Origin of the sequence: Labilithrix luteola (assembly GCF_001263205.1) — a bacterium.
GTDB classification, from domain to species: Bacteria; Myxococcota_A; Polyangia; order Polyangiales; family Polyangiaceae; genus Labilithrix; species Labilithrix luteola.
The window spans coordinates 1,954,366-1,976,466 of record NZ_CP012333.1 but is presented as its reverse complement, the minus strand read 5'-3'; the positions used below and the strand labels follow the sequence as shown (position 1 = coordinate 1,976,466).

Genomic DNA, 22,101 nt, shown 5'->3' with positions numbered 1-22,101 from the left:
AGCGGCGCCATGCGATACGAGCGTTCTTGGTCCGCCCTCTCGTCGTTCTTGCCGTACGTCTTCGCGGCTCTCGCGCTGGCGGCGTGCTCCGACGACAGCGAAGACACCGCGCGCGAGGGCGAGCGCGGGCCCGAGGCCAACGTCGCCGACGCTGGCACCAACGCCACGAGCGATCCGCCCGGCGCGGGTGACGACGCAGGCGACGGAGGCGAGTCATCGAGCGACGCTGACGCTGGCGACGGAGGCGGGCCATCGAACGACGCCGATGCATCCGAGCCGCCGTCGCCCAATGCAGCGGCGATGATTGCTGCAGGTGAAAACGATACGTGCGTCGTGACCTACGGCGGTGCGGTGAAATGTTGGGGCGCCAACCTCTACGGCGAGCTCGGCGACGACACCACGTTTCCCTCGTACACCCCGGTAACGCCAGCCGGGTGGTCGTCGGGGGTCGCGCGCGTCGCGGTCGGTTACGCGCACGTTTGTGCGCTCAAGACGGACGGAAGCGTCGAGTGCCTCGGATTCAACAACAGCACGCAGCTTGGCCTTGGCAATGGTTCGACGGATGACCATCACGCTCCGGTGAAGGTCAATGGCCTGACAGGGCCGATGGCCGGGGTCTTCGCCAGAGGGTGCAATAGCTATTCGGTCGGCGTCGACGGACGCGCGTGGGGATGGGGTTGCTCCAGCTCGGGACAGACCGGCGACTCGGCCCTGCACGTTGGACCGATGCCGATCAATGGTCTGCTCGCCGGAGTCGTCGGCATGACGGTCGGGGACTACTTCGCGTGCGCGCTCCTTGGGACCGGCGGCGTGAAGTGTCTCGGCAACAACAGCCAGGGAGAGCTCGGAAACAAATCGTCGGTGCCCTCGTCGTCAACGCCGGTCGACGTGTGGGCGCTCTCCTCCGGTGTGACGAGCGTGGCGGCTGGCGGTTCGCATGCGTGCGCAGCCAAGAGCGACGACTCCGTGCAATGCTGGGGGAGCAACCGACACGGCGAGCTCGGAACTGGCTCGGCGGGCCCCTTTGCCGGTGCCAACTATCCTCGTCCCGTGAGCGGCTTGCCCGCGGGGACCATGGGGCTCGCGGCCGGCACGTGGCACACGTGCGCGCTCACCGGCAGCGGCGGAGTCATGTGTTGGGGCGGCAACGGAACCCCTTCGGGAGTGGGCGGCGGTCAGCTCGGCAACGGCACGACCGACGATTCCTCGGCTCCGGTGGTTGTCTCCGGACTTTCGTCGGGGGTTACTGCCATCGCGGCGGGCGGCTTCCACACGTGCGCCATCACGGGCGGACGCGTCATGTGCTGGGGGCATATCGAGGCAGGGAGCGCCAAGCCGAAATGGGACGGCCTCGTTCCGGTGGTGATTGCGGGATTCTGAAAAGAAAGGAACGACGATGAGGCCCCAGAATGCAACGGCCAGCACGATGGAAGAAGTTCTTGCCGCGTTTGCGTCGAATCCTCCGAAAGGCAAGAAGGCCGGAGCGACTTCGTTTGCGACGTTGCAGAGATTCACGGAGGTACCCGAAGCGCTGCGGGCTCTGTGGAGCTGGTCGAACGGATGTGAACGTCTCCTTCTTCGCTTCGACGCGTCGGGGCTCGAAGACGGTCCTTGCGACGACCTTTTCAGCGTCGAGGAGGCCGCCGGCGAGATGGCGCTGAATCTCGAGGCCGACATGGAACCGCACCTCGTTCCGTTCGGCGGCCAGCCAGGCAGCGGCGATTGCCTCGTGCTCGACACGAAGACGGGGCGCGTGCACTACTGGGATCACGAAGAGGGCGACGTGAGCCCGAACTTCATCGCAGAATCGCTCCCGGAGCTTCTCGCACGCTCGATCCTGAGCTGAACCCACGACGATGGATTCGCCGAGAACTCTCGGCTTCGAATGGAGCACTGCCGAGGAGACGCTAGAGCGTGGATGTCATGACGACGCCGTTTTCTCAGATGCACGAGAGCTATCCGCCGAGCGCCGAACGCACGGCCTATCAGCCAAAGCGCCATGCTCGTTTCGCGGCGAAAGTGCCTCCGGAGATAGCAGCCGAGTGGAATAGCTTCGGCTTCGGCGCTTACGGAGGCGGGCTCGTCTGGTTCACGCCTCCCGACAAGCCCGTCCTCCAACGTCGCGATTGGGACTTTCTCGATGGCACGGGCATCGAGATCCTTCGCACCGCGTTCGGCAACGTTTGCGTCTGGCAAGGAGGAAAGTTCCTCTGGCTGAACGTTCACACCGGGAAGGTGGGCACCTTCCCTCCGATTCCGCGCATCATGTTCGGCTTCACCCTGTGCGTCGGAGACTTTCGCAAGAACGTACTCATGGAGCCGCTCTTTCGAAAAGCGAAGAAGAAGCTGGGCGAACTCGGCGCCGACGAGGTTTACGGATTCGCGCCGCTTCCAGCTCTCGGCGGTGCAATTGCCGAAGAGTATCTCATCAAGACCGACGCCCGGGAGTACGTGGCATTGGCGGGGAGCGTTCTCTCTGCCTGAAACGTTCGTCAGAGGTCGCGAGCGCAGCGCGCGCCGACGGCTTCGTATGTCCTCATGACGGGGTATTTGAATCGCACGACGTTCTGGTGACTTTGATCGTTGGTGATGCTGCCCGCGTGCGACCAGGATCCACCATGGATGATGCGCGCTCCTCCGACGTAGTACTTCGACCAAGACGCGATGTCGGCAACGACGACAGGATCGGCTCCATCGTCGACGGTGAATGGCACGATAGCGGGGTCGGTCTCGGTGAGCTTCGGCCAGTCGACATTCGCGCAATCGTTACACACGTCGCCTGCGGGAAGCCCCGTCGTGACGTCGACGGGCCGGCTCTCGTCGAGGACGAGCTCGTAGAGATTGCCGTTGAGATCGGCGTGTCCCCAGCGACCATTTCCCGCGGGATGGACGCCGACCTGAGCGATGTGCGCATCGCCGTCATCGGCCATGTGGGTCGTCGGATCGACGTCCCGCATCGGGGTGCCGACCGTGTACATGCCGAACGCGCCGGGCCCCGCGCCTTCCGGCGAAAGGAACGCGGCGACGAGCTTCTCGCCATTTTCGTAGGCGAGAGCGTTGCCACCCAGAACGGAGTCGGCCCACGCGTTCGTGCGCTGCTCTGAGCCTCCGAGCGCAGCCGCTTGAAACTCCGCTTCGGTCGGTAGGCGGCCTCCATCCCAGATGCAGAACGCAAAGAGGAGAAACCAGCTCGCGCAGTTCGCGGGCTTCTTGTCGTTCTCGGACGGGGTCGTCCTCCAGGTCGGCGCGCCTCCCTCGTTTGGATCGCCGCCGGCAACGCAGCCTGGACCGAGGAGTTCGTTCACGTCGGCCATGTCGGTAGGGAGCATGTCGTTCCATTCGGAGCGCCAGCCCGAGCCGGGAATGCGTGGATGTTCGCCTGCGCCTTCGGCCGGAGGATGCCCGCGGACGTTCCCGTCGACCGAGGTGACGAATGCCCGCATTCGACCGACGGTGATTTCGAACTTGTCGAGCGAGAAGGCGCTCACGTGAGCTGGATGAGCCGGCGAGTTGTATCGATGGAACGAGGTCTCTGGAACCGGGAGGGACGCGCAACAGTCCTCGTCCGCATTCGAACCACAGTTAGCTCCGGCCCCGGGGCGATCGCCGGAGCAACTCGAGGTGACGCGCGCCGACGAGGAAGCCAGGTTCGTGAAGCCCGCCATCGGACCCGCGGGCGGGTCGCCGCATGCCTGCGTACTCGCCGCGAGCACGATGGCGAAGATGTGGACGTGAAACGTTCGGGCCATTGCAGCACCTCTGTCACGCCTGTCGCGCGCCTCGACCGCCTGCTCGCGCGAACGAGCCGCCGGTGCGTCGTGGCAGAATGCATGGGGCGTGCTAGGCGCGATGTCCGCGGCTTTGCCCTCCGGCTGGGCCCGGGACGCGGTGAAATCGACGTGATGTCTGCCCAGCGCCGTCGACACAGCTGGATCATGACGGCAGCGACTGAGGCCGATGGCCCTCCGAGGGGCGTGCACGCTACGCTTGCTGTCGATTTGATGCGACCGTCGCCTGGGCGTCCTGTCGTAGGTGGGGAGTGAGTCGATGAACGACGTATCCGCGAGACGAACGGCATTCGACAATGAGCGTGCCTCGACGCGCGCCGCTGCGCTTCGAGCCGTCGGGCGCGCTCAGGCAACGCTCGGAGCCACGTACGAACGATGGGGCGCCGTCCCCGAATCGCACGAGGAGGTCGCCCTGCCCACGCCGGACGCTTGGCGCGATCTCCTCTTCGGCGCGGCATTGGCGCGTGCCGCGGGCGAGACGGATGCCGCCGCCGCCCTCGAACGTTACGCGGGCGCGCAACCGGTCGATCCGGAGGTCGTGCCCGAGGGCTCCGTCCTCGACGCCGCTCGTCGTGGTGAGCTCGACCGCTTCGAGACCGAGTGGGGGAGCGGCCGCGTGCGCCTGGTCGCATTCCGCTATTGGCGTCTGAGCGCGGATGCGAGGGCCATCGCTCCCCATGCCGGGGTGCTCATCGCGCATCGCCAACGCGCCGGGGTCGACGACTACTGGTGCTACGAGTCGACGAGCCTTCGCTCCGAAGATGCCTGGCCCTTCGACGTCGAGGCCGCGCGTGCAGCGCTCGTTGCCTCTGCGGACGAGGAGTACGGCGAGGTCAACCGCCATCTGAGCGCCGGCATGCTCCGGCGTGCGCTTCGTACACGACCGACCTCCTTCGGCGTCTGGGTCTTGCGGGATTGGCAGGACCTCGTCGGCGACGGCCCGCTCTTCGCGTTCGATGTCGATGGTGAGCCGTGCTCACTTCGCCTCGCCGGTGAATCCGTGGTGGAGCCGAGCGGTCGTGTGAAAGTGCCGCTCGTCCTCGTCGTCGGTACGGAGGAGCGCGAGCAAGAGGTGTTCTTCGACCGGCTCGAGGGCGAGGACTTTCTTCGAGAGGCTCCGGTCGACGAGGCTGCGCAGAACACGGTCCGCGCGGCCCTCGATGCATGGCGCGGAGATCTCGAACGTCGAGCGAGGTCGGCGGCGCTCTCCGATTGCATGCCTCACGATCTATTGACCGTGAAACCGCTCACGGTCGTTCGTCGATGGCTCGACGAAGGGCCGCCGCCCGCTCGCCCGGTGCGTGTGTCGTGGAATGAGCACACCATCACGCAGCTTCTTCCGACCTTCCGATCGGATCACCGTATCGAAGAGGACGAGGACGGTTTGACGGTGAACGTCGTTGACCTCCACATCGGCCGTCACACGATGCGATTCCGTATCGTGCTCGACGTGGGGACGCGCATCGAGCTCGCGTCCTTCGACGGAGACTTCGTTCCGATGACCGGCCAAGACTCGCAGGCAGCTCCGGGCCTCGTGTTTGCCCCGGTCGGTGATGCGATCGCCTTCCGAGATGTTTGCGCCGCCCTCTCCTCGTTGATCGTCCGCGCATCGACCGACGTGTTGCTCGCCCCGTCCGGAGCCGAAGAGGAGGACGAGGAGGAGGACGTCGAGGACGGTGAGGAGGACGAGAATGACGACCACGAAGACACCGCTCCGCGGCGTTTGACGGACGTGCTCCGTTTTGCCGACGGGGACGAAGCCTGGGGGCTCGGCGCGCCGTCGTTCGACTGGCGCATCGAGACCGATTTCGCCATCTCCGAATCACCCGATGAAATCGCGCTGAGACTCCGTGACGACCCCGCGGGGCGCGCGGCATGGATGGAGGCGTGCGAACGTTACACGGCGTTCATCGTCGAGACGCTGGACCCGTCGTTCACGCCACCGCGCATTCCTTGGTGACACACGAAGTGCCCCCCGCGAGATCGGCACGCCACCGAACGACTGCGTGTCGATTTCATGCGACAAGCGCCTCGCCGTCATGTCGTAGCCGCGCTCTGACCTCGAACGAGGTTGGATTCGAAGGGGCGGTCGCCCCTCGATACCGCCGAGGGAGGTGCGCGATGTGGAAGCAATGCTTGGGCGTGCTCGTGCTGATCGCGGGCGGGGCTTGCGGAGGTGACGGCGACGCAGCAGCTCCCGGATCGTCACATCCGACGACCTCGGACGTGCCTTTGCCCGGTGGAGGAGACGGAGGAGACGAGAGCGCTCCGGACAGCGGCTCTGCCGAGGCCGGACGGGATGCAGGAAAATCCGATGCGTCGGTCGACGCGAGTGCACCCGCCGACTGGACGGTGGTGGTGGATGCGTTGACTCTCGGGGCCGCATTGGGTGTCACCGCACCGAACCGCCTATACGCCGACCCGGTGACGCCCGCGCACCTGCTGATCGGATCGTCGCCGTCGATCCGGGGACCGATAGCGATCGAGTGGCTCGACGGTTCCCTCCATAAAGCGCTCGTGTGGACGGGAAACGTCGATCAGAACGCGCCTCCTTCGACGGTGCTATGGAAAGCGGGTGGCATCGACGGGAGTGGGCGCTCGTTCGCGTACGTGTGCTGTTTTCCCGAGGCGGTCGGCGGGCTCGGGCAAAACCCGTATCCATGGAAGCTCGCGACGGCGAGTCCGGGAGGGGGATGGACCTGGAATGCGATGCACCTGCCCAATGGATTGCCCTCGTCTGGTGGTAACCGGTGGCCGCCGGCCATCATGGCGCTCGCTGCCACGAACACGGGGCGCGACATCTTCACGAGCGGCAGCGACGCCTTCACGAGCGGCAGCGAGATCTTCGACACGACGGGACATCTCGAGGACTCCGTTCCATGGCCGGTCGGTACCTCGAATGCGAAGTTGAACTTCCTCTCCTTCTACGACGACACGCATCTGGTTGCGTTCGTCACGACCCGTACGGGAGCGATCGAGGTCCGGAGGTGTTCGTTGAACGGCGCCAACCTCGCGTGCGACGCGACCGCAGCCACGGGCATCGTCGCGGGCCAGGTTCCTACCATGCTCCGCGCCTCCAAGAACGGCTCGCGCGTGTATGCGGCGACGATGCCTGTCAACGCGTCGGGGGGAACCACGTACGCATCGACGGACGGAGGTGTCTCGTTCTCGGCCGTTCAGCTTCCGCCGTGGGGGGTGGATTGGGACGTATTCTCCTTCTCGCCCGCCGCGCCCGATACGCTCGCCGTGCACATGCCCGCCTACCAGGGGACGGGGCCGTCGGGCGTCAATGAGGGCCTTTTCGTGACGAAGAATCGCGGCGTGGCTTGGACGAAGGTCGAGCTTCCGAAGTCCGGCGGAACGACGACGAGCTTCCAAGGTATGGCGTTCGACGCAGCCGGGGATCTCTACCTTGTGTACGGTTCGGCGCTCTTTCGCACGACGCCCTGACCCTTCCGACCCTCTGATGCACAGGGGGCTTATGCCCACGAGACGCGGCAGCGCCGGCAAAAAGCAGGTAGGCTTGTCAGCTGCACATGCGCCGGCTGCCGCTCGCGGGCCATCCGTCGATTTCCACGTCCAGTCTGGACGAGGCGCAGTCTGTCTTCGCGCAGCTTGCCACGCCCATTCGAATCGAGTCGCTCGACCGGCGGAACTCGTTTCGTTGGTTGGGGCATCGGGTCCGCGTCGGCTCGGTCGTCCTCGCCGCGCAGGAGTACGGCGGCGCTTTCCGCGCCACCTCCGAGGATACGGCGGCATCTTTCACCGCGTCGTTTCCCCTGACGGATGTCGCCGGCGAGGCGAGGGCCGGCGGAGTGGCGGTCGACATCGCGAGAGGGCGGTCGACGTTTCTCGGTTCGCCATCGGGGCCGCGGGCGTTCTCCTTCGGGAATGCCTATCGCGGACTCCAGTTCATCATCGACGAGCGTGAGATGATCGCGATGGTGCTCGCGCTCACGGGCGGGACCCCCAAAGGACGCATTCAGTTCGAACCGCGAATGGCACTCGATTCGGGCGTCGGCGCGTCGCTGGATCGGCTCGTCAGGTTCATCGTGGCCGAGGTCGACGAGGGCGGACCACTGGTCGAGTCGCCACTCGTGGGGACGCGCTTCGCCGATACGCTCGTCGCCAATTTGCTGGTCGGACATCCTCACAATGCGCGCCAGCTCTTCGACGCGAAAGCCCATGCCGGGGAGCCGCGGCACGTGCGCGTGGCGACGGAGTTCCTCGACGCGAACGCGGGGAAGCCCATTCGCATGGCCGATCTCGCACGGGCGGCCGGCGTCTCGATCCGCTCGCTGCAGGCTGCTTTCTCGAAGCACCGCGGCTCGACGCCGATGGAATTCTTGCGTGAGCGACGTCTCGAACGCGCCCACCAGCTGTTGTCGATCGACGAGCCCAAGGCGGTGAACGAAGTCGCGCTCGAATGCGGCTTCACGCACCTCGGTCGGTTCAGCGCTTGGTACTACGCCCGCTTTGGCGAACATCCTTCCGCCACACGCGCGCGCGGGCGTTGAGGGCGTCGCGACGGCTCACCGCTGCGTCGCCTTCTTCTTGGCCCTGACGGGCACCGCGCGTGGACGGCCGGCAGACGAGCGAGCTCCGCCATAAGCGGCCAGGAACACCCTGACGCCCGCCTCGGCGTGCTTCTGAAGCTCAGCCGGTTTCGGGATCGCCGCGTCGCCGAGAAGCATGGCTCGGTTCAACGCCTCGGACATGACCAGCCAGTTGAAATGCGAGGCGGCAACCTTCGGATCGTCGACGTCGAGAACGCCTCGTTCCGTCAGACGCCCGAACAGCGCCGCGAGGGCATCCAAGGCGCGCTGAGGGCCGCGTTCGTAGAGGGCGCGGGCGAGTTCTGGAAAGCGCCCGACCTCACCGATGACGAGTCGCCGAAGCTGCATCGTGCGCGGGGTCAGCACCACGGTGAGCTGGCGATAGGCGTAGTCGACGAGATAGGCGGCCACGTCGCCGCCTTCCTCGAGCTCAGGCGCCTCGTTGTGAACGGTGTCGGAGGCGGTGCTGCTCACGTTCGTCACGATCTCGACGAAGAGCGCCTCCTTGTTTTCGAAGTGCTTGTAGACGGTCTGCTTCGAGACGCCGGAGACGGAGGCAATCTCATCCACGTTGGCCCCGAGGTAGCCGCCGGCCAGGAACACCTTCGTGGCTGCGTCGACGATCGCCTTACGCTTCCGCGCGGACCTCGATGACTCCTCGCGCTCCGTCGTTCGTGCTGCAGCAGCCTTGGTCGCCATTGGCCTGTCGTACCTGAAACGGCCCGAGTTGACATCCGGGTACTGGACAGTCTAGTTCCATGAAACGGAACTGGACGGTCTAGTTTGGTTCTCGCAGCCCATCGAAGCCGCCCACCAAGCTGCCTCAAAGCTTGAAGAGGAGAGAGTCATGCACATCCAATTCGCCGAGCTTCCCGTCACCGATCAGGACCGTGCAAAGAGCTTCTACACGCAGCACCTCGGCTGTCAGGTCGTCGCCGACGCGGCGATGGGGCCGAGCGGATGGCGCTGGGTCGAGCTCGCACTGCCGGGAGCGCAGACGCACTTGCACTTCATCCGCCGCAGGGACGATGCGAACCTCGACGAGCCCGTACTGGTGTTCGTCGACGACGACGTCGAAGGGAAGGTTCGCGCGCTGAAGGCTGCGGGCGTCGAGATCGTGACCGAGCCGAGCGAGGCGCCGTGGCAGAAAGGGCGCATCGTCGCCGAGTTTCGCGACAGCGAAGGAAACCGGATGGTCCTGGGCAGCCGATGATGCTCCTCGCATCGTGCCGGTGCGGTCAGGTCGCGCTCGAAGCGACCGGTGCGCCCATCGTCAGCTCGGTCTGCTACTGCGCGAGCTGCCAAGAGGGCGGGCGCCGCCTCGCGGAGTCTTCATCCGCGCCGGCCGTGGTCGGACCCGACGGCGGAACGGAGTACGTTCTTTTCCGGAAGGATCGTGTGCGCTTCATCCGGGGCGCCGAGCGGCTCGAGGAACAGCGACTCAAGCCGGAGTCGCCGACGCGCCGTGTGCGGGCCACGTGCTGCAATTCGGCCATGTTCCTCGACATGACGAAGGGGCACTGGCTCAGCTTCTATCGCAAGCGCTTCTCCGAAGGCGCGCCGCCGATCGAGATGCGCGTCATGACCAAGGAGCGTCCCGCGGGAGTCGAGCTCACCGAGGACGTGCCCAGCTATGCCGGGCACTCCGGGAAGTTCATGTGGAGGCTGATCGGCGCGCGCTTCGCGATGGGCTTCCGCCCACGGAGCTTTACGTACTGAGTCGATTTCGAATCACCGACGACGCGCGTCAGTGAACGATGATCGGGTTGCAGTTCGTGAACTCGATGCTCGTGTCGATGCGGAAGTTCGAGGCTTGGGACTTACGCTCGGCGTGAAATACGTCGAGCGCATAGGTCTTACCCTTCTCGATCCCGAAGTCCTTCGCGATCTCGTCCAGGCTCACGCTCTGGGTTTGCTTCGAATGCAAACCTCCGAGATCGATGGCGAGCTTGCCATTGATGAACGTCCATAGGTCGTCGTCGCCGGTGAACGTGAATACCTCGCCGCCGTTGTATTTGAACTCCGTGTGGAGCTCGAACGTGAAGCCGAAGTTGTGGAGTTTTCCTTCGACGTCGGTGAGACCTTCGTCGCCGAAGCCTTTGCCGTCGATCGGAAAGAAGTGGTCGTTCGAATACGTCGACACTCCGTTCGCGCCGGGCGTGAGAACAAGGCGGTATTCGAACGCCTGATTGACGTCTGGCGTGTCGCGGTACCACTGCTGGAAGCCCGCCTCGCTCGTGATGAAGGCGTGCTTGCCGTTGATTGTCGAGGCGCGCGGATCGGGCTCGAACGGATCGGGGTCGGGGTTGAAGACAGGCTTCTTGTCGGCGCCGAGCAGCGCCTTGACCATCTTCTTCTGGCCGGATCCATCGAAGTGCTCGAAGTCCGGGTGCCCCGCGCCGCCCTTGTACGCTTTGAAGTCGCGGACGATGCCGGTGAGGTTCGGACCGCAGCCGCCGTCGGGATTCGTTCCTCCGCCGTTGCCGCCGCCGCCCGCGTCATCGTTCGGTTGGAACGTGTTGCCGCTGCTCCCGTTCGATCCGCTGCTTCCGCCCGGCCGATCGCCGAAGGCGGAGTCGCTGCTGCTATCGCCACACGCTGCGAGAACCAACGCGACCACAGCCGAACCGACGACCACGCTCTTCATCGTCATGGGGTCCAGGCTAACCCAAAGAGCGGCCGCGCTTCGTGGTCACCGTTCGAAGCGGGATAGTTTGCTCCCACCCGTCCCGACGGTGCACGTCGATCTCCGACGCACGAACGAGCTCGACCGATTCGGAGCCAAGAGATACGTCGTCGATCGCAGGAAGCGGCAGCACTACGGCAGTTTCGGGCCTGCTACCTCCATGGCACCTGCGATGTATCCTCGAGACGTGGCGCAGACCTCGCACCTTCTGGCTCGTTCGAACCCGCACGCGGCTGCTCAGGATGCGGCCCGCGCGGGCGAACTCCTCGAGCTCGTGGCGCGCGCGGCGACGAGCGAGGGGGAGACAGGCAATCCTCTGTTCCCTGGATTGCTCTTCCTCCGGATCTCGAATCCCTCCAGTTTTCGCACATGGCAGGCGTTCGGGCCGAGCCTCGCCGTGGTGGCGCAAGGACAGAAGATTTCGTCGTACCGCGGCGTGGACTTCACGTACGACCCTTCGCGCTACCTCGTGGTCACGGGCGAGGCGGAGTTCGAAGGGAAGGTGGTCGAGGCGACGCCCGAGAGGCCTTTTCTCGCGTTCTGCTATTCGATTCCGCCCGACGTGATCGCAAAGATGTTGTTGACTCTCGCCCACGAGAAGGTCGAGCCAGTCGCTGAAACCGTCCCGGCGTTCGTCGGTACGGTCGACAGGCCGATCCTCGATTGCGCGGTCCGATTGCTGCGCGCGCTCGAGGAGCCGCTCGAGCGCCGCGTGGTCGCACCACTCGCCGTCGAGGAGCTCGTCTTTCGCCTGCTCCGTTCGGACGCGGCGGCGGCGGTCCGGAGCGCAGTCGGGCAGCCCCCGGACACCGACAAGATTCAGTTGGCGATGCAGTTTCTCCGCTCGAACGTCGAACGGTCGGTCTCCGTCGACGACGTCGCGCGTCATGTCGCGATGAGCCCGTCGCACTTCGCGCATCGCTTTCGTGCGGTCGCGCGCGTGAGTCCGATGCGCTACCTGAAGCAGCTTCGATTGCATCATGCACGTACCTTGATGGTCGCCGAAGGGCTTCGCGTCGGCGAAGCGGCGGCGCGCGCCGGATACGAGAGCACCTCGCATTTCACGCGTGACTTTCGCGGGCTCTTCGGTACTTCACCCGGGGAGTATGCGCGTCATTTTCGCGACTCGTGAGTATCGCAGGATTCGGCAACCGCTTCGCAGAAGCTGGCGTCGCGCGCGTCCCAGCCAGTGCCTAAACATCCTCGCAGAAGCGGAGGATGTCGAATGCAAGCTCTCGTTATTTCGGAGACCAATCGAGCATGGAACCTGACGGAGGTCGCGGACCCACGACCTCAGGCCGGACAAGTCGTCATTCGCGTTCGTTATTCGGGAATGTGCGGAACGGATTTGCACGTTCATCGCGGTCATTTTTCTGCGAAGCTGCCCATCGTCGCCGGCCACGAGCCGACGGGCGAAATCGTCGAGCTCGGCGCTGGCGTCACCGATCTGAAGGTGGGAGATCGTGTTGGCGTATTCTGGTATCAGAAGGGCTGCGGTCGCTGTCCTTCTTGCCAATCGGGGGAGACCTGCCCGACCGCGCAGAGCTGGCTAGACCTCGGAGGCGGTAACTCCGAGCTGATGCTCGCGTGGGCATCCGGATGCGCGCTCATTCCCGACGGCCTCGCGCTGGACGCGGCGGCGCCGATCTTTTGCGCGGGGTATACCGTGATGAGCGCGCTTCGAAACGCGAGCCCCAAGCCGGGAGAGCGCGTCGCCATCCTCGGTGTCGGAGGGCTCGGGCATCTCGCCATCCAGCTATCGCGTGCGCTCGGTCTAGAGACCTTTGCCATCACCGGACAGAGCGACAAGCGCGCAGAGCTCCTCGCTCTCGGAGCCGACGAGGTCCTCGTGACGGACGACCATCCCGGCAAGGTCCTCGAGCGCGCCGGCGGCGCCGACATCGTGATCTCGACGACGAACTCCGCGAAACAGATCGGGTCGATCTTCGACGCGCTTCGTCCTCGAGGCCGCCTCATCAACACGGGGGTCGCGGACGGTCCGATCATGATCGATTCTCTCACCTCGATGCTCGGCCACCGCGAATTCCGCGGTGTCGTCCCCGACAGGCGTAGCCACCTCCGTGAGGTCCTCGACCTCGCCGCAAAGGGCAAAGTGAAGCCAACGATCGAAGTCTACCCGCTCGCCCAAGCCAACGCCGTGCGCGACCGCCTGGAAGCGGGCAAGGTCCGCTACCGCGCAGTCCTCGCGCACGCCTAGTGGGGGGGAGCACCCGCCGCTCGCGCTGGAGCGCACGAACGAGCTCGACCGATTCCGAGCGAAACCTCGATGGCCGTCGTTGCGTAGTCTCTTCGTGCGCAAACTCACATCGGCCCCGGACACTTCATCCTACGAATTGCACGCAGGAGCGAGGCTCGTGGCTCGTGGCTCGTGGCTCGTCGGGCTCGTGCGTCGTTTCGTGGTTGCGCTCGTCGTCAACACGGCGCTCATGGGAGAAGTTGGATGTCGACTCCAAGGCTCCTGTTCGCTTCCGGCACGCTACACGTCGCCCGTAGAGCTCTTGGCAGCCGTGAATCGTCGTCTCCGGCTGTTACGGCCCACGTCGTAGGTCTAGCGCTCGACGAGCGCTGCCTGAAGAGGCTTTCCCGTCGCGTGAGGGAGCTGCAAACCAAGGAGCGACGCGATGGTCGGGGCCACGTCTTCCATCGCCACGTCGCCGAGGACTGCGCCCGAGCGGATGCCGTCGCCCCCCATCACGAGCGTGCATCCCATCTGCGCGTGCGTCGGTGCGTGGCCGTGGGTGCCTCTGGATTGGCTCGGAGCCACCAGCGGTTCGTCCGAACGTTCGCTGAAGACGAAGCCGGCAGCGGCCTGGAGGACGACGAGCGCGCCGGGAAACCCTCCACGCTTTTCCACGAGTGCGCCGTCGAGCACTTCCGCGATGCCGCTCGTCTCCGGATGGGCGGCGAGCTCGGTGAAGAGTGACAGCACCTCGGGCTTCGCGCTGGGCTCGCCCATGATCGCTGCCGAGCCGCCGGCCCTCCACGTCACGGCTCGATACTTCACCACCTTGGCGTCCTTGCCGAGCACCACGCCGTCGCCCTTCGATTCGAGGAGCCCGGCGCGGCGGAGCACGACGTTCGGTCGGACCTCCTTCTCCACCGGAGCGAAGCCGTGGTCGGAGACGATCACGACGGCGAGGTTCGGAACGCTCGCGCGAGCGTCCGCGATGATGGTGCCGAGCAGAGCGTCGGTCTTTTCGAGTGTGGCCCACGCTTCCGGGGACCCGGGGCCGTACTCGTGCTCGACCGTATCGAGATCTGGCAGATACAAGAACGTGAGCCGCGGCTTCTTCGTGCGTAGGAGGAATGCCGCCGCAAGCGCGCGATCGCGATCCGGGCGATGCTCGCCGGGGATCTCGAGGCCTGCAGTTCGCAGCTCGTCACAGAGGCCGCTCGAGGAGAGTTGGCAGAGGAGCTTCTCGTCCTCCACGTTCTTCGCTCGCCAGTATTGCGGGAGGTTCCAGCGAATGTCTGCGCCCACGGTCACCGGCCAGGTGACGTTCGCCACGTCCATGCCGGCCCTTCGTGCGGAGTCCCACAGCGTCTCGGCTCGCAGGTCACGCGCGTACCAGAACCATCCACCGTCGTTCTTTGCGAGAGGATCGAAGACGACGTTGTTCACGATCCCATGCCGCGCTGGCGTGACGCCGGTCACGAGCGTGGCGTGCGCCGGGTACGTCACGCTGGGCCACACGCTGACGAGCGAACGCGCCGTCGTCCCGCTGGCGACGAGTCCACGCAGCGTAGGCAATGCGTGTGACCCAGCGCGCAGGTAGTCGTCGCGCAGGCCATCGACCGAGACGACGAACACGGACCGATCGTTTGGCGCGTTCGCGTTCGCGTTCGTCGTGGTGCCTGGCGCGGTACTTGGCGCGGTCGAGTTCTTCGGCGTGCAACCGAACAGTGCGAGGAAGACGAGCGCCCACCGCTTCATGCGCGGTCACCATGCCGCGATGCAGCGTGAGAAGCAATCGGCGGGATTCGGAGCCGCGATGGCGACGGCATCCGTGTCTCGGACGACGGAGGGGAGGCGAGCGCCGCCCGCGTCCTCAGCGAAGGACGAGCAGCTGCGCGAGGTGACTCTTCGCCACGGCGTACTTCTCGTCCTCGGGGACGGCGATGACGATGCGGCCGATGGAGGCTTCCGGGGTTTCCCTGAAGAAGAGTTTCATCCCATCGACCATCGCCTTGAGCGAGACGCTCGCGGTGAGCCCGCCGTGTCCGGCGGCGAGAAGCGGGAATGCGACGCGGGCGGGGGAGTCGGTCGTTCCGAGCTGGGCGGCACGTTCGAGGGCCGCCTCGGTTGCGCGCATCACACGCTCCGCGTTCGAAATGCCTTCTTTGCCGGCCGCTCCGTAATCGACCGATGCCACGTGAAGGACGTGCCGGAGCCGCTTCGAGGTGCCACCAGAGGTCACGAGGCAGTCGCCGGGACCGAGCTCACCGTCGAGGTCCTCTTCGAGCCGCGTCCGCACCTCGTCTTGCATCGCGAGGCATCCGCACTCGTCGAAGATGGCGCGGGAGACTCCGCTTCCGAGGGCGCCGGCGGAGTTCGACGCGTTCACGACGATGTCGCATCCGGCTTCGATCACCGAGCACTGTTCCACGCGGATGTCTCTTCTCACGATTGCCATCTTACGCGCTCGAGCCACGCTACAGCGCAACTCCGTTGATCGAGCCGTAGCGGCAGGGGATCACGGGGGCGAGGACTTCGAATGGGCCGAAACTGCCGCCGCCCTCGTCGACGATTTGGACGTCGTCGCTGGGAGTGCCGCCTGCTCGGTTCGTTCGCGTTCGACGAGGAGTCGTGCCGTGGCGAGCTTGATTCCGCGCTCTCGCAACAGCCGCAGTGCGCTCGAATGAAACGCGTCGCCGATGGTGAACTGCTGTCCGTAGTCGGTGAGGAAGTTCACCATCTTCACCGCGATCCACGACTCGGTCGTTTCGATGACGAGCGGCAGCGGTGCGGGATCGGCAACGATCCCTTCCACGGAGCGAGCGGCTTCGAGCAACGCGTCTCTGACCACGTCGAGATCGGCGTCGAGGGGTATCCGGAAGACGTGACTACGAACGAAGGGGCGTTCTCGCCCTGAGAAGTTCGAGATCGTGCCCTGGGCTACGGTCTTGTTGGGAATGGTCACGAGCTCCTCGGTCAGCGAGAGCACGAGTGTCGCGCGCCACGACACTTCGAGGACCTGCCCGCTGATCTTCTCCGAACCCGAGCGCACCTCGACCCAATCGCCGAGGCGAAACGGGCGATCGAGCTGCAAGGAGATCCCCGCAAAGAGATGCCCCAAGGTGTCTTGCATCGCGAGGCCGAGGACCACGGAGGCGAGCGCGGAGGTCGCGAGCAACGACGTCACTTCGACGAGAAACACGCCGTGGAGCAGTGCACCGAATCCGAAGAGAGACGCCGCGAGCGTGAAGAGATCGACGAGCAGCAAGGGCACGCCTTCGCGGGTCGAAGCGAAGAGCCACTCGAAGACGAACACGCGTCCGATGCGCAGTCCGAAGACCATCCACGCCACGAGGACGAGGAGGCCGAAGGCGCCAGAGAGCCACGGAGGACTCGAGAGTCTGCGCAGGCCTTCGGTCATGAACCAGACGCCGAGGCTGACCACACCGGTGTCTCGCAGCTTCTCGAACTGCGCCGACATGATGCGCCGACGCGAAGGACTCCAGCGCGGGCGAAGGGCCACGTCGAGCAGCCAGGCAACGAGGGCGAGCAAGACGACCGCCAGGCCGACCTGCCACTGCATGAGGCCGAGGATTCGCGCGACGATCGCTGGTTCGGTCGTGGTCGACATCGGAAACGTCACGGCGTGTGGCCCATGGCCTGGAGCACGATCGCCGTGACGCTGATCGCGACCGCGATGACGATCATCGTCATCAGTTGCTTCAGCACGGCTCGCCTCGTCGCCCCGTGCGGCCACGGGTACGGTCCGACGTCATAGTGGATGGTTGTCTGCTATAATAGATAATGCTTCGCGTCAACAGACGAGTGCAGCCGCCGGTTCCATCCCTCGTCATGGGCTAGAGTCCCACGGACCATGCGTCGCTCGGGTGTCGTCGTCGGAGCAATCTTCACGTGCCTCGCCTGCATCGCGTGCATCGCGTGCAGCCGTCCGACCTCGAGTGGCGAGCTCGACGCCACGGGCTGCCTCGCCGATCCGCCGCCTGCGGGGCCCGAAGAGCGCGGGCCCTTTCCCTTCGAGGCGTGCCGGCCGACGTTGAACGAGCTCCGTCCGGTGCGCGCGCTCGATCAGGAGGCCACCGTCAAGCGGCGTGCTCGCGACCCTCGCGCGTGTTGCTACGAAGCGCAGGGCAATCGCTGAGCGTGGCTGCAAGCCGTACCGTGCGTCGGACGAAAGCCCTCTGCGAGGCCCAATGCGATGCTCGCGCTCGGGAATGCCAGGCGTCCGGAGACGGGCGTGGTAGCGTCGGAACGTCGTGACCGCCCCGCATCGTCCGCCTCGCCCGCCTCTGAAGGCACCCCCGTCCGTTCCGCTTGCGCCCCCAGCGGGCTTCACCGATCGCCTTGCGGAGATCGGCGTCTCCCTCGACGATGCCACCCTCGCGAAGCTCGGCGACTACCTCGGACGATTGCTCGCGATGAACGAGGTCATGAACCTCACCGCGGTCCGTGACGCTGCCGAGGCATGGGACCGTCATTTGCTCGACGCGCTGACCCTCGTGCCGCTGCTGGCCGAGGTGCCGGCCGGCGGTCGCGTGGTCGACGTGGGCTCGGGCGGCGGCATCCCCGGCATCCCGCTGGCCATCGCGTGCCCTGGCATCCGTTTCACGCTCGTCGAGTCGATCAAGAAGAAGGCGGGCTTCCTCTCCACGGTGAGCACGGCGCTCGGTCTCGAGAACGTCAAGGTTCGCGCCGAGCGCGCCGAGCAACTCGACTTGCGCGGAGTGTCCGACGCGGTCACGGCGCGCGCCGTCGCTCGTCTCGACGAGCTTGCTCCGCTCGTCCTGCCCTTGATTCGTAAGGGCGGCGCCGCGTTCCTCATCAAGGGGCAGCGCGCCGACGAAGAGCTCGCCGAAGCCGCGCCCGTGCTCGAGCGGCTGAGCGCCACGCACGAGAAGACGATCTCGACCCCGACCGGTCGCATCGTCGTTCTGCGCCGCGTGGGTTGAGCGGATCGCACCCGGTTCGGGCCGCTGGCGGCGCGTTTCGTACGCCGAAACGCCAGCGACCCGAGCTCGTTCAATCGATGAGCGTCACCAGATACGGACGCGGTTCTCCGGCTTCAGGTAGAGCGCGTCGCCTTCCTTCACGTCGAAGGCGGCGTACCAGGCGTCGAGGTTCCGAACGACGCCGTTGACGCGGTACATCGCGGGCGAGTGCGGATCGGTGAGCACCTGGTTGCGGAGCGCCTGATCGCGGATGAGCGTGCGCCAGACCTGGGCCCAGCCGAGGAAGAAGCGCTGCTCGCCGCTGTAGCCCTCGACCGTGGGCGAAGGCTTGCCGTCGAGCGAGAGCTGGTAGGCGCGGTGCGCGACGGTGAGGCCGCCGACGTCGCCGATGTTCTCGCCGAGCGTGAGGCGTCCGTTCACCTTGATTCCGGGGAGCGGCTCGAAGTTCGAATACTGATCAGCGAGGACGTCCGTGCGCTTCTTGAACGCGGTGACGTCGGCATCTTTCCACCAGTTGCGGAGCACGCCCTTGGCGTCGGATTTGGCGCCCTGATCGTCGAAGCCGTGACCCATCTCGTGGCCGATGACGCCGCCGATGCCGCCGTAGTTGACGGCCGGATCGGCGTCGGGATCGAAGAACGGCGGCTGCAGAATCGCCGCCGGGAAGACGATCTCGTTGAACACCGGGTTGTAATAGGCATTCACCGTCTGAGGTGACATGAACCACTCGTCGCGATCGGTCGGCTTGCCGAGCTTCGCTCGCTCGTAATCGTGGTGCCAAACCGCCGCGCGACGCGCGTTGCCGTAGGCATCGCCCGCGACGATCTCGAGCGCCGAGTAGTTCTTCCACTTGGCGGGATAACCGACCTTCGGACGGAACGTGGCGAGCTTCTCGAGCGCCACCTTCTTCGTCTCGGGCGTCATCCAGTCGACGCTCTCGATGCGCGCCGCATAACCCTTGCGGAGGTTCTCGACGAGCGAGTCCATCGCGGCCTTCGCGCGCGGCTGGAAGTACTTGGCGACGTACATCTCGCCGACCGCCTCGCCCATGGCGCCGTTCACGGAGGCAACGCCGCGCTTCCAGCGATCACGCTGCTCGGGCTGTCCATTGAGGGTGCGGCCCGCGAAGTCGAAGACCTCGTCGTCGAACGCCTTCGGCAGGACGTCGGCCGAACCACGGAGCATGTGGTACGTGAGGTACGCCTTCCAGGTGGCAACCGGCGTGGCGGCGAAGATCTGCGCGAGCTTCGGCATCGCCGTGACTTCGGTGACGACGAACTTCGACTCGCCGCCGTAGCCCTGCGCATCGAGGAACGTCTTCCACGGGAACTTGGGCGCTTCCTTCTGCAGTTCGGCGAGCGTACGCGGGTTGTACGTCTTGTCTCGCTCGCGGCGATCGGCGATGGGCCAGTGCGCTTCGGCGATCTTCGTTTCGAGAGCGACGATGGCCTTGGCGTTCGCGGCGGCGTTCTTGTCGCCTCCGAGACCGAGCAGCTTCGTGACGTGCGCTTCGTACTTCGTCCGAATCTCTTCGAACTGCTTGTCCTTCTTCAGGTAGTACTCGCGCTCGGGGAGGCCGAGGCCCGCGTGGCCGATGACGACCGCGTAGTGGTCGGGATCCTTCTCGTCGAGATCGACGCTCGCGCCGATCGGACCGTTCGTCGGAATGTCGGCGCGCGCCATGACCTTCACGACGTCGTCGAGCGTCTTCACGCCCGCGATCGCGTCGAACGCCGGCTTCGCGGGAGCAAGACCCTTCTGGTCGATGGCCGCCGTGTCGAGATAGGCCGCGTAGAAGTCCGTGACCTTCTGCGCGTTGGTGCCCTTGGCGGCCTTGGTCTTGGCGGTCTCCTCGAGGATGCCGCGCACGTTGGCGTCGGACTCTTCACGGAGCTGATCGAACATGCCCCAGCGCGACCGATCCGAGGGGATCTTCTGGTCCTTCATCCACTTGCCGGCCGCAAAGGCGTTGAAGTCCGCGCCCGGCTTCACCCCGGAATCCATGCCGGCGAGATCGACGCCGAACGTTCCGAGCTTGGGCTTGCCTCGCGCAGGCGTGGCAGGCTTCGCAGCCGCCGCGGACGGGCTCGTCGTGTCCTGGTGTGCAGGAGTCGCCGATTCCGGAGCCGCAGGCCCGCAGGCAAGAGCACTGACGGCGAGGCCGGTCAGTAGAGAAAGGAGCGTTAGATCCCTGGAGGTGCGCAGACGCATGGCCACCGAGTACCCAGGCCGGCGACGCGATGCAACCACGAGCGCCGATCGACGAGCTCAGCACGTCGCCAGAGCTTGTGTCTGCGATCGTGGATCGGCGTTTTTATTCCCACGAGCGAGCAAAATTCGCAGTGGCTCGTCGTTCGATTGGAAGCGTCGAAGCCCGACCTTCCGAAACACATCGCGAAAAGAATGCGTGGCGCTCCCGACGTCGAATTCCTCCGCTAGGCTTCGACGCCTCGGAGGTCCTCGTGAAGACGCGGAACGTCAAGACCATCACTTCGGCGTTTGCCTTCGCGATGCTCGTTGCGACCGGTGCGAGCGCGGCGCCTTCGCTTCCAGGCGCGAAGGCGCTCGAGTCGCGCCTCTACGCGCCATGCTGTTACGGCGGCACACTCGACACGCACGAGTCCGATCTCGCGCACGATCTCCGGAAGGAAATCGAGTCGCGCGTCGAGCATGGCGAAGCACTCGACGCCATCCAGAACGACTTCGTCGCCCGATATGGCGAGAAGGTTCTCGCCGCACGAAGCGATACGCCGATTCGAGCGATGGGCATGGCCGTCGTCGCCGTGCTGGTCATTGCCGGCGCCGGACTCACGATTGCACTGCGCCGCTGGACAAAGCGTGAGCCGAGCGCCGTGACGAAGCGCGATGCCGGCGCTACGCCCGACGCGGGGCACCTCGACGCGCGAATCGACGCGGAGCTCGCCGAGCTCGATACGTAGAATTTCCTGACTCGCGGCTCGTACGCGCGTCAGTCGGACGCGCGCGCCGGTCGATCGGCGAGGGCGGCGACGATCCGGCACGGCTCGTTCGGATCGATGCACTGAGCTGCGAGCAGCCCGGAGAGCGCGCGGCGAACGCGACGGAGGTCGGCGATGCGTTCGTCGATCTCCGAGAGCTTTTGCTTTCCGACGTGTGCGATGTCACCCGCGCGGACCGTCCGACGTTGCGAGAGCGCCAACATCATGCCCAATTCCTCGAGCGAGAAGCCGAGCTCCTGCGCGCGACGCAAGAACCGGACGCGAGCTGCATCGTCTTCCGTGAAGCGACGATAGCCGGCGCGCGAGCGCGATGCAGGCTTCAGCAGCCCGCGCCTCTCGTAGAACCGCAGAGTGGAGATGCGTACGCCTGCGGCCTTGGCCAACTCGCCGATGGTCACGATGGGATGGTAGCGAGGCGACGCGCGCGGAGCACGCGGAAGACAGTCAGCCCTTGCACCATCGCCCACGTGACCTCCAGCACGAGGAACGCGACGAGCAGCGTCGATGCACCTTGCGCGAGCGCGAACGCGAACCACGACGAGAACAGAATGCGCCCGACGGTGTCCGCCGCGCCGAGCCTGGCCGTCGGAGTCTGCAGCCGCACGACGGACCATACGACGACGATGCTGCCCATGAGGTTCAAGAAGAGCAGGGACATCGGGCCCTCGAGGGCGAAGGATCCCGAGAGAGCAAGAGCTTGGTGCACGCGGGTGAGCTGTTCGATCGTTCGCGTCGCCGTCCACGGCGTGGCGAACGGGGCGGTGACCACGAGGTCATAGAGCGCCGAGGCGAATACGACCCGTGCAGTGAGATCGCGAGGAGGAGCGAAGTGCATGGCCACCAACGTGAGGCCTGCACCATGGTGCAGGGTCAAGCGATGGGACGCGCAGCGTGCTTTTACGGTGCTTTACGGCCCGAGCTTCCGGCTC

At 65.7% G+C, this 22,101-nt stretch carries 22 protein-coding genes; 13 read left to right on the top strand and 9 right to left on the bottom strand.

The annotated features are described in order from the left end of the window. Positions 1 to 9: 9 nt before the first annotated feature. From AKJ09_RS08960 to AKJ09_RS08950, 3 genes are all read left to right on the top strand, one after another. Entirely contained in the window at positions 10 to 1,380 is a 1,371-nt protein-coding gene (locus tag AKJ09_RS08960; RefSeq protein WP_146646774.1) for an RCC1 domain-containing protein, read from the top strand. A gap of 16 nt (positions 1,381 to 1,396) precedes the next feature. Continuing rightward, on the top strand, positions 1,397 to 1,846 hold the full coding sequence (locus tag AKJ09_RS08955; protein ID WP_146646773.1) for an SMI1/KNR4 family protein: 450 nt from the start codon (positions 1,397 to 1,399) through the stop codon (positions 1,844 to 1,846). Between the two features lie 77 nt (positions 1,847 to 1,923). After that, on the top strand, positions 1,924 to 2,484 hold the full coding sequence (locus tag AKJ09_RS08950) for a T6SS immunity protein Tdi1 domain-containing protein (RefSeq protein WP_146646772.1): 561 nt from the start codon (positions 1,924 to 1,926) through the stop codon (positions 2,482 to 2,484). Between the two features lie 8 nt (positions 2,485 to 2,492). Here the strand turns inward: AKJ09_RS08950 and AKJ09_RS08945 are convergent, their stop codons facing one another. Then, complete coding sequence (locus tag AKJ09_RS08945) at positions 2,493 to 3,749, bottom strand: formylglycine-generating enzyme family protein (protein WP_146646771.1); 1,257 nt, start codon at positions 3,747 to 3,749, stop codon at positions 2,493 to 2,495. 298 nt (positions 3,750 to 4,047) lie between these two features. Between AKJ09_RS08945 and AKJ09_RS08940 the strand changes: the two genes are divergently transcribed. The 3 genes from AKJ09_RS08940 to AKJ09_RS08930 all read left to right on the top strand — a co-directional run bounded on the left by AKJ09_RS08940 (position 4,048) and on the right by AKJ09_RS08930 (position 8,305). Beyond that, positions 4,048 to 5,748: a hypothetical protein gene (locus AKJ09_RS08940; protein ID WP_146646770.1), complete on the top strand. Its 1,701-nt coding sequence runs from the start codon at positions 4,048 to 4,050 to the stop codon at positions 5,746 to 5,748. Between the two features lie 161 nt (positions 5,749 to 5,909). Next, positions 5,910 to 7,238 (top strand): WD40/YVTN/BNR-like repeat-containing protein, encoded by a 1,329-nt coding sequence (locus AKJ09_RS08935; protein WP_146646769.1) that lies wholly within the window; start codon positions 5,910 to 5,912, stop codon positions 7,236 to 7,238. Positions 7,239 to 7,324: 86 nt separating this feature from the next. After that, positions 7,325 to 8,305: a helix-turn-helix transcriptional regulator gene (locus AKJ09_RS08930; RefSeq protein WP_146646768.1), complete on the top strand. Its 981-nt coding sequence runs from the start codon at positions 7,325 to 7,327 to the stop codon at positions 8,303 to 8,305. Between the two features lie 15 nt (positions 8,306 to 8,320). Here the strand turns inward: AKJ09_RS08930 and AKJ09_RS08925 are convergent, their stop codons facing one another. Further along, on the bottom strand, positions 8,321 to 9,043 hold the full coding sequence (locus tag AKJ09_RS08925; RefSeq protein ID WP_146646767.1) for a TetR/AcrR family transcriptional regulator: 723 nt from the start codon (positions 9,041 to 9,043) through the stop codon (positions 8,321 to 8,323). A gap of 148 nt (positions 9,044 to 9,191) precedes the next feature. On the opposite strand from AKJ09_RS08925, the gene AKJ09_RS08920 reads away from it, so the two are divergent. Continuing rightward, entirely contained in the window at positions 9,192 to 9,557 is a 366-nt protein-coding gene (locus tag AKJ09_RS08920) for a VOC family protein (RefSeq protein ID WP_146646766.1), read from the top strand. Continuing rightward, positions 9,554 to 10,063: a GFA family protein gene (locus tag AKJ09_RS08915; protein ID WP_146646765.1), complete on the top strand. Its 510-nt coding sequence runs from the start codon at positions 9,554 to 9,556 to the stop codon at positions 10,061 to 10,063. The genes AKJ09_RS08920 and AKJ09_RS08915 overlap by 4 nt, the downstream gene beginning before the upstream one ends. A gap of 28 nt (positions 10,064 to 10,091) precedes the next feature. Here the strand turns inward: AKJ09_RS08915 and AKJ09_RS08910 are convergent, their stop codons facing one another. Next, positions 10,092 to 10,997 carry a fibro-slime domain-containing protein gene (locus AKJ09_RS08910; protein WP_146646764.1) on the bottom strand — a complete coding sequence of 302 codons (906 nt, stop codon included), beginning with the start codon at positions 10,995 to 10,997 and terminating at the stop codon, positions 10,092 to 10,094. A gap of 220 nt (positions 10,998 to 11,217) precedes the next feature. Between AKJ09_RS08910 and AKJ09_RS08905 the strand changes: the two genes are divergently transcribed. Together AKJ09_RS08905 and AKJ09_RS08900 are read left to right on the top strand one after the other, a co-directional pair. Further along, complete coding sequence (locus AKJ09_RS08905) at positions 11,218 to 12,162, top strand: AraC family transcriptional regulator (RefSeq protein ID WP_169927397.1); 945 nt, start codon at positions 11,218 to 11,220, stop codon at positions 12,160 to 12,162. Between the two features lie 93 nt (positions 12,163 to 12,255). Beyond that, a complete protein-coding gene (locus AKJ09_RS08900) occupies positions 12,256 to 13,248 on the top strand; it encodes an alcohol dehydrogenase catalytic domain-containing protein (protein WP_146646762.1) in 993 nt (330 codons plus the stop codon). Positions 13,249 to 13,599: 351 nt separating this feature from the next. On the opposite strand, the gene AKJ09_RS08895 is transcribed toward AKJ09_RS08900, so the two are convergent. The 3 genes from AKJ09_RS08895 to AKJ09_RS08885 all read right to left on the bottom strand — a co-directional run bounded on the left by AKJ09_RS08895 (position 13,600) and on the right by AKJ09_RS08885 (position 16,870). After that, positions 13,600 to 14,985: an alkaline phosphatase family protein gene (locus AKJ09_RS08895; RefSeq protein WP_146646761.1), complete on the bottom strand. Its 1,386-nt coding sequence runs from the start codon at positions 14,983 to 14,985 to the stop codon at positions 13,600 to 13,602. 115 nt (positions 14,986 to 15,100) lie between these two features. Then, a complete protein-coding gene (locus tag AKJ09_RS08890; RefSeq protein WP_169927396.1) occupies positions 15,101 to 15,676 on the bottom strand; it encodes a macro domain-containing protein in 576 nt (191 codons plus the stop codon). 69 nt (positions 15,677 to 15,745) lie between these two features. Beyond that, the gene (locus AKJ09_RS08885) at positions 15,746 to 16,870 is read right to left on the bottom strand and encodes a mechanosensitive ion channel family protein (protein WP_205633648.1); all 1,125 of its coding nucleotides are present in this window, start codon (positions 16,868 to 16,870) and stop codon (positions 15,746 to 15,748) included. A 231-nt stretch (positions 16,871 to 17,101) separates the two neighbouring features. On the opposite strand from AKJ09_RS08885, the gene AKJ09_RS08880 reads away from it, so the two are divergent. Then, entirely contained in the window at positions 17,102 to 17,386 is a 285-nt protein-coding gene (locus AKJ09_RS08880; RefSeq protein ID WP_146646758.1) for a hypothetical protein, read from the top strand. Positions 17,387 to 17,501: 115 nt separating this feature from the next. Further along, entirely contained in the window at positions 17,502 to 18,194 is a 693-nt protein-coding gene (rsmG, locus tag AKJ09_RS08875; RefSeq protein WP_146646757.1) for a 16S rRNA (guanine(527)-N(7))-methyltransferase RsmG, read from the top strand. 84 nt (positions 18,195 to 18,278) lie between these two features. Here the strand turns inward: rsmG and AKJ09_RS08870 are convergent, their stop codons facing one another. Continuing rightward, entirely contained in the window at positions 18,279 to 20,405 is a 2,127-nt protein-coding gene (locus AKJ09_RS08870; protein WP_146646756.1) for a M13 family metallopeptidase, read from the bottom strand. 251 nt (positions 20,406 to 20,656) lie between these two features. Between AKJ09_RS08870 and AKJ09_RS08865 the strand changes: the two genes are divergently transcribed. After that, the gene (locus AKJ09_RS08865; RefSeq protein WP_240488423.1) at positions 20,657 to 21,133 is read left to right on the top strand and encodes a cytochrome c-type biogenesis protein; all 477 of its coding nucleotides are present in this window, start codon (positions 20,657 to 20,659) and stop codon (positions 21,131 to 21,133) included. Between the two features lie 29 nt (positions 21,134 to 21,162). Here the strand turns inward: AKJ09_RS08865 and AKJ09_RS08860 are convergent, their stop codons facing one another. Further along, entirely contained in the window at positions 21,163 to 21,570 is a 408-nt protein-coding gene (locus tag AKJ09_RS08860; protein ID WP_146646755.1) for a heavy metal-responsive transcriptional regulator, read from the bottom strand. After that, entirely contained in the window at positions 21,567 to 22,046 is a 480-nt protein-coding gene (locus AKJ09_RS08855; RefSeq protein WP_205633647.1) for a hypothetical protein, read from the bottom strand. Before AKJ09_RS08855 ends, AKJ09_RS08860 begins: the two co-directional genes overlap by 4 nt. Positions 22,047 to 22,101 lie beyond the last annotated feature (55 nt).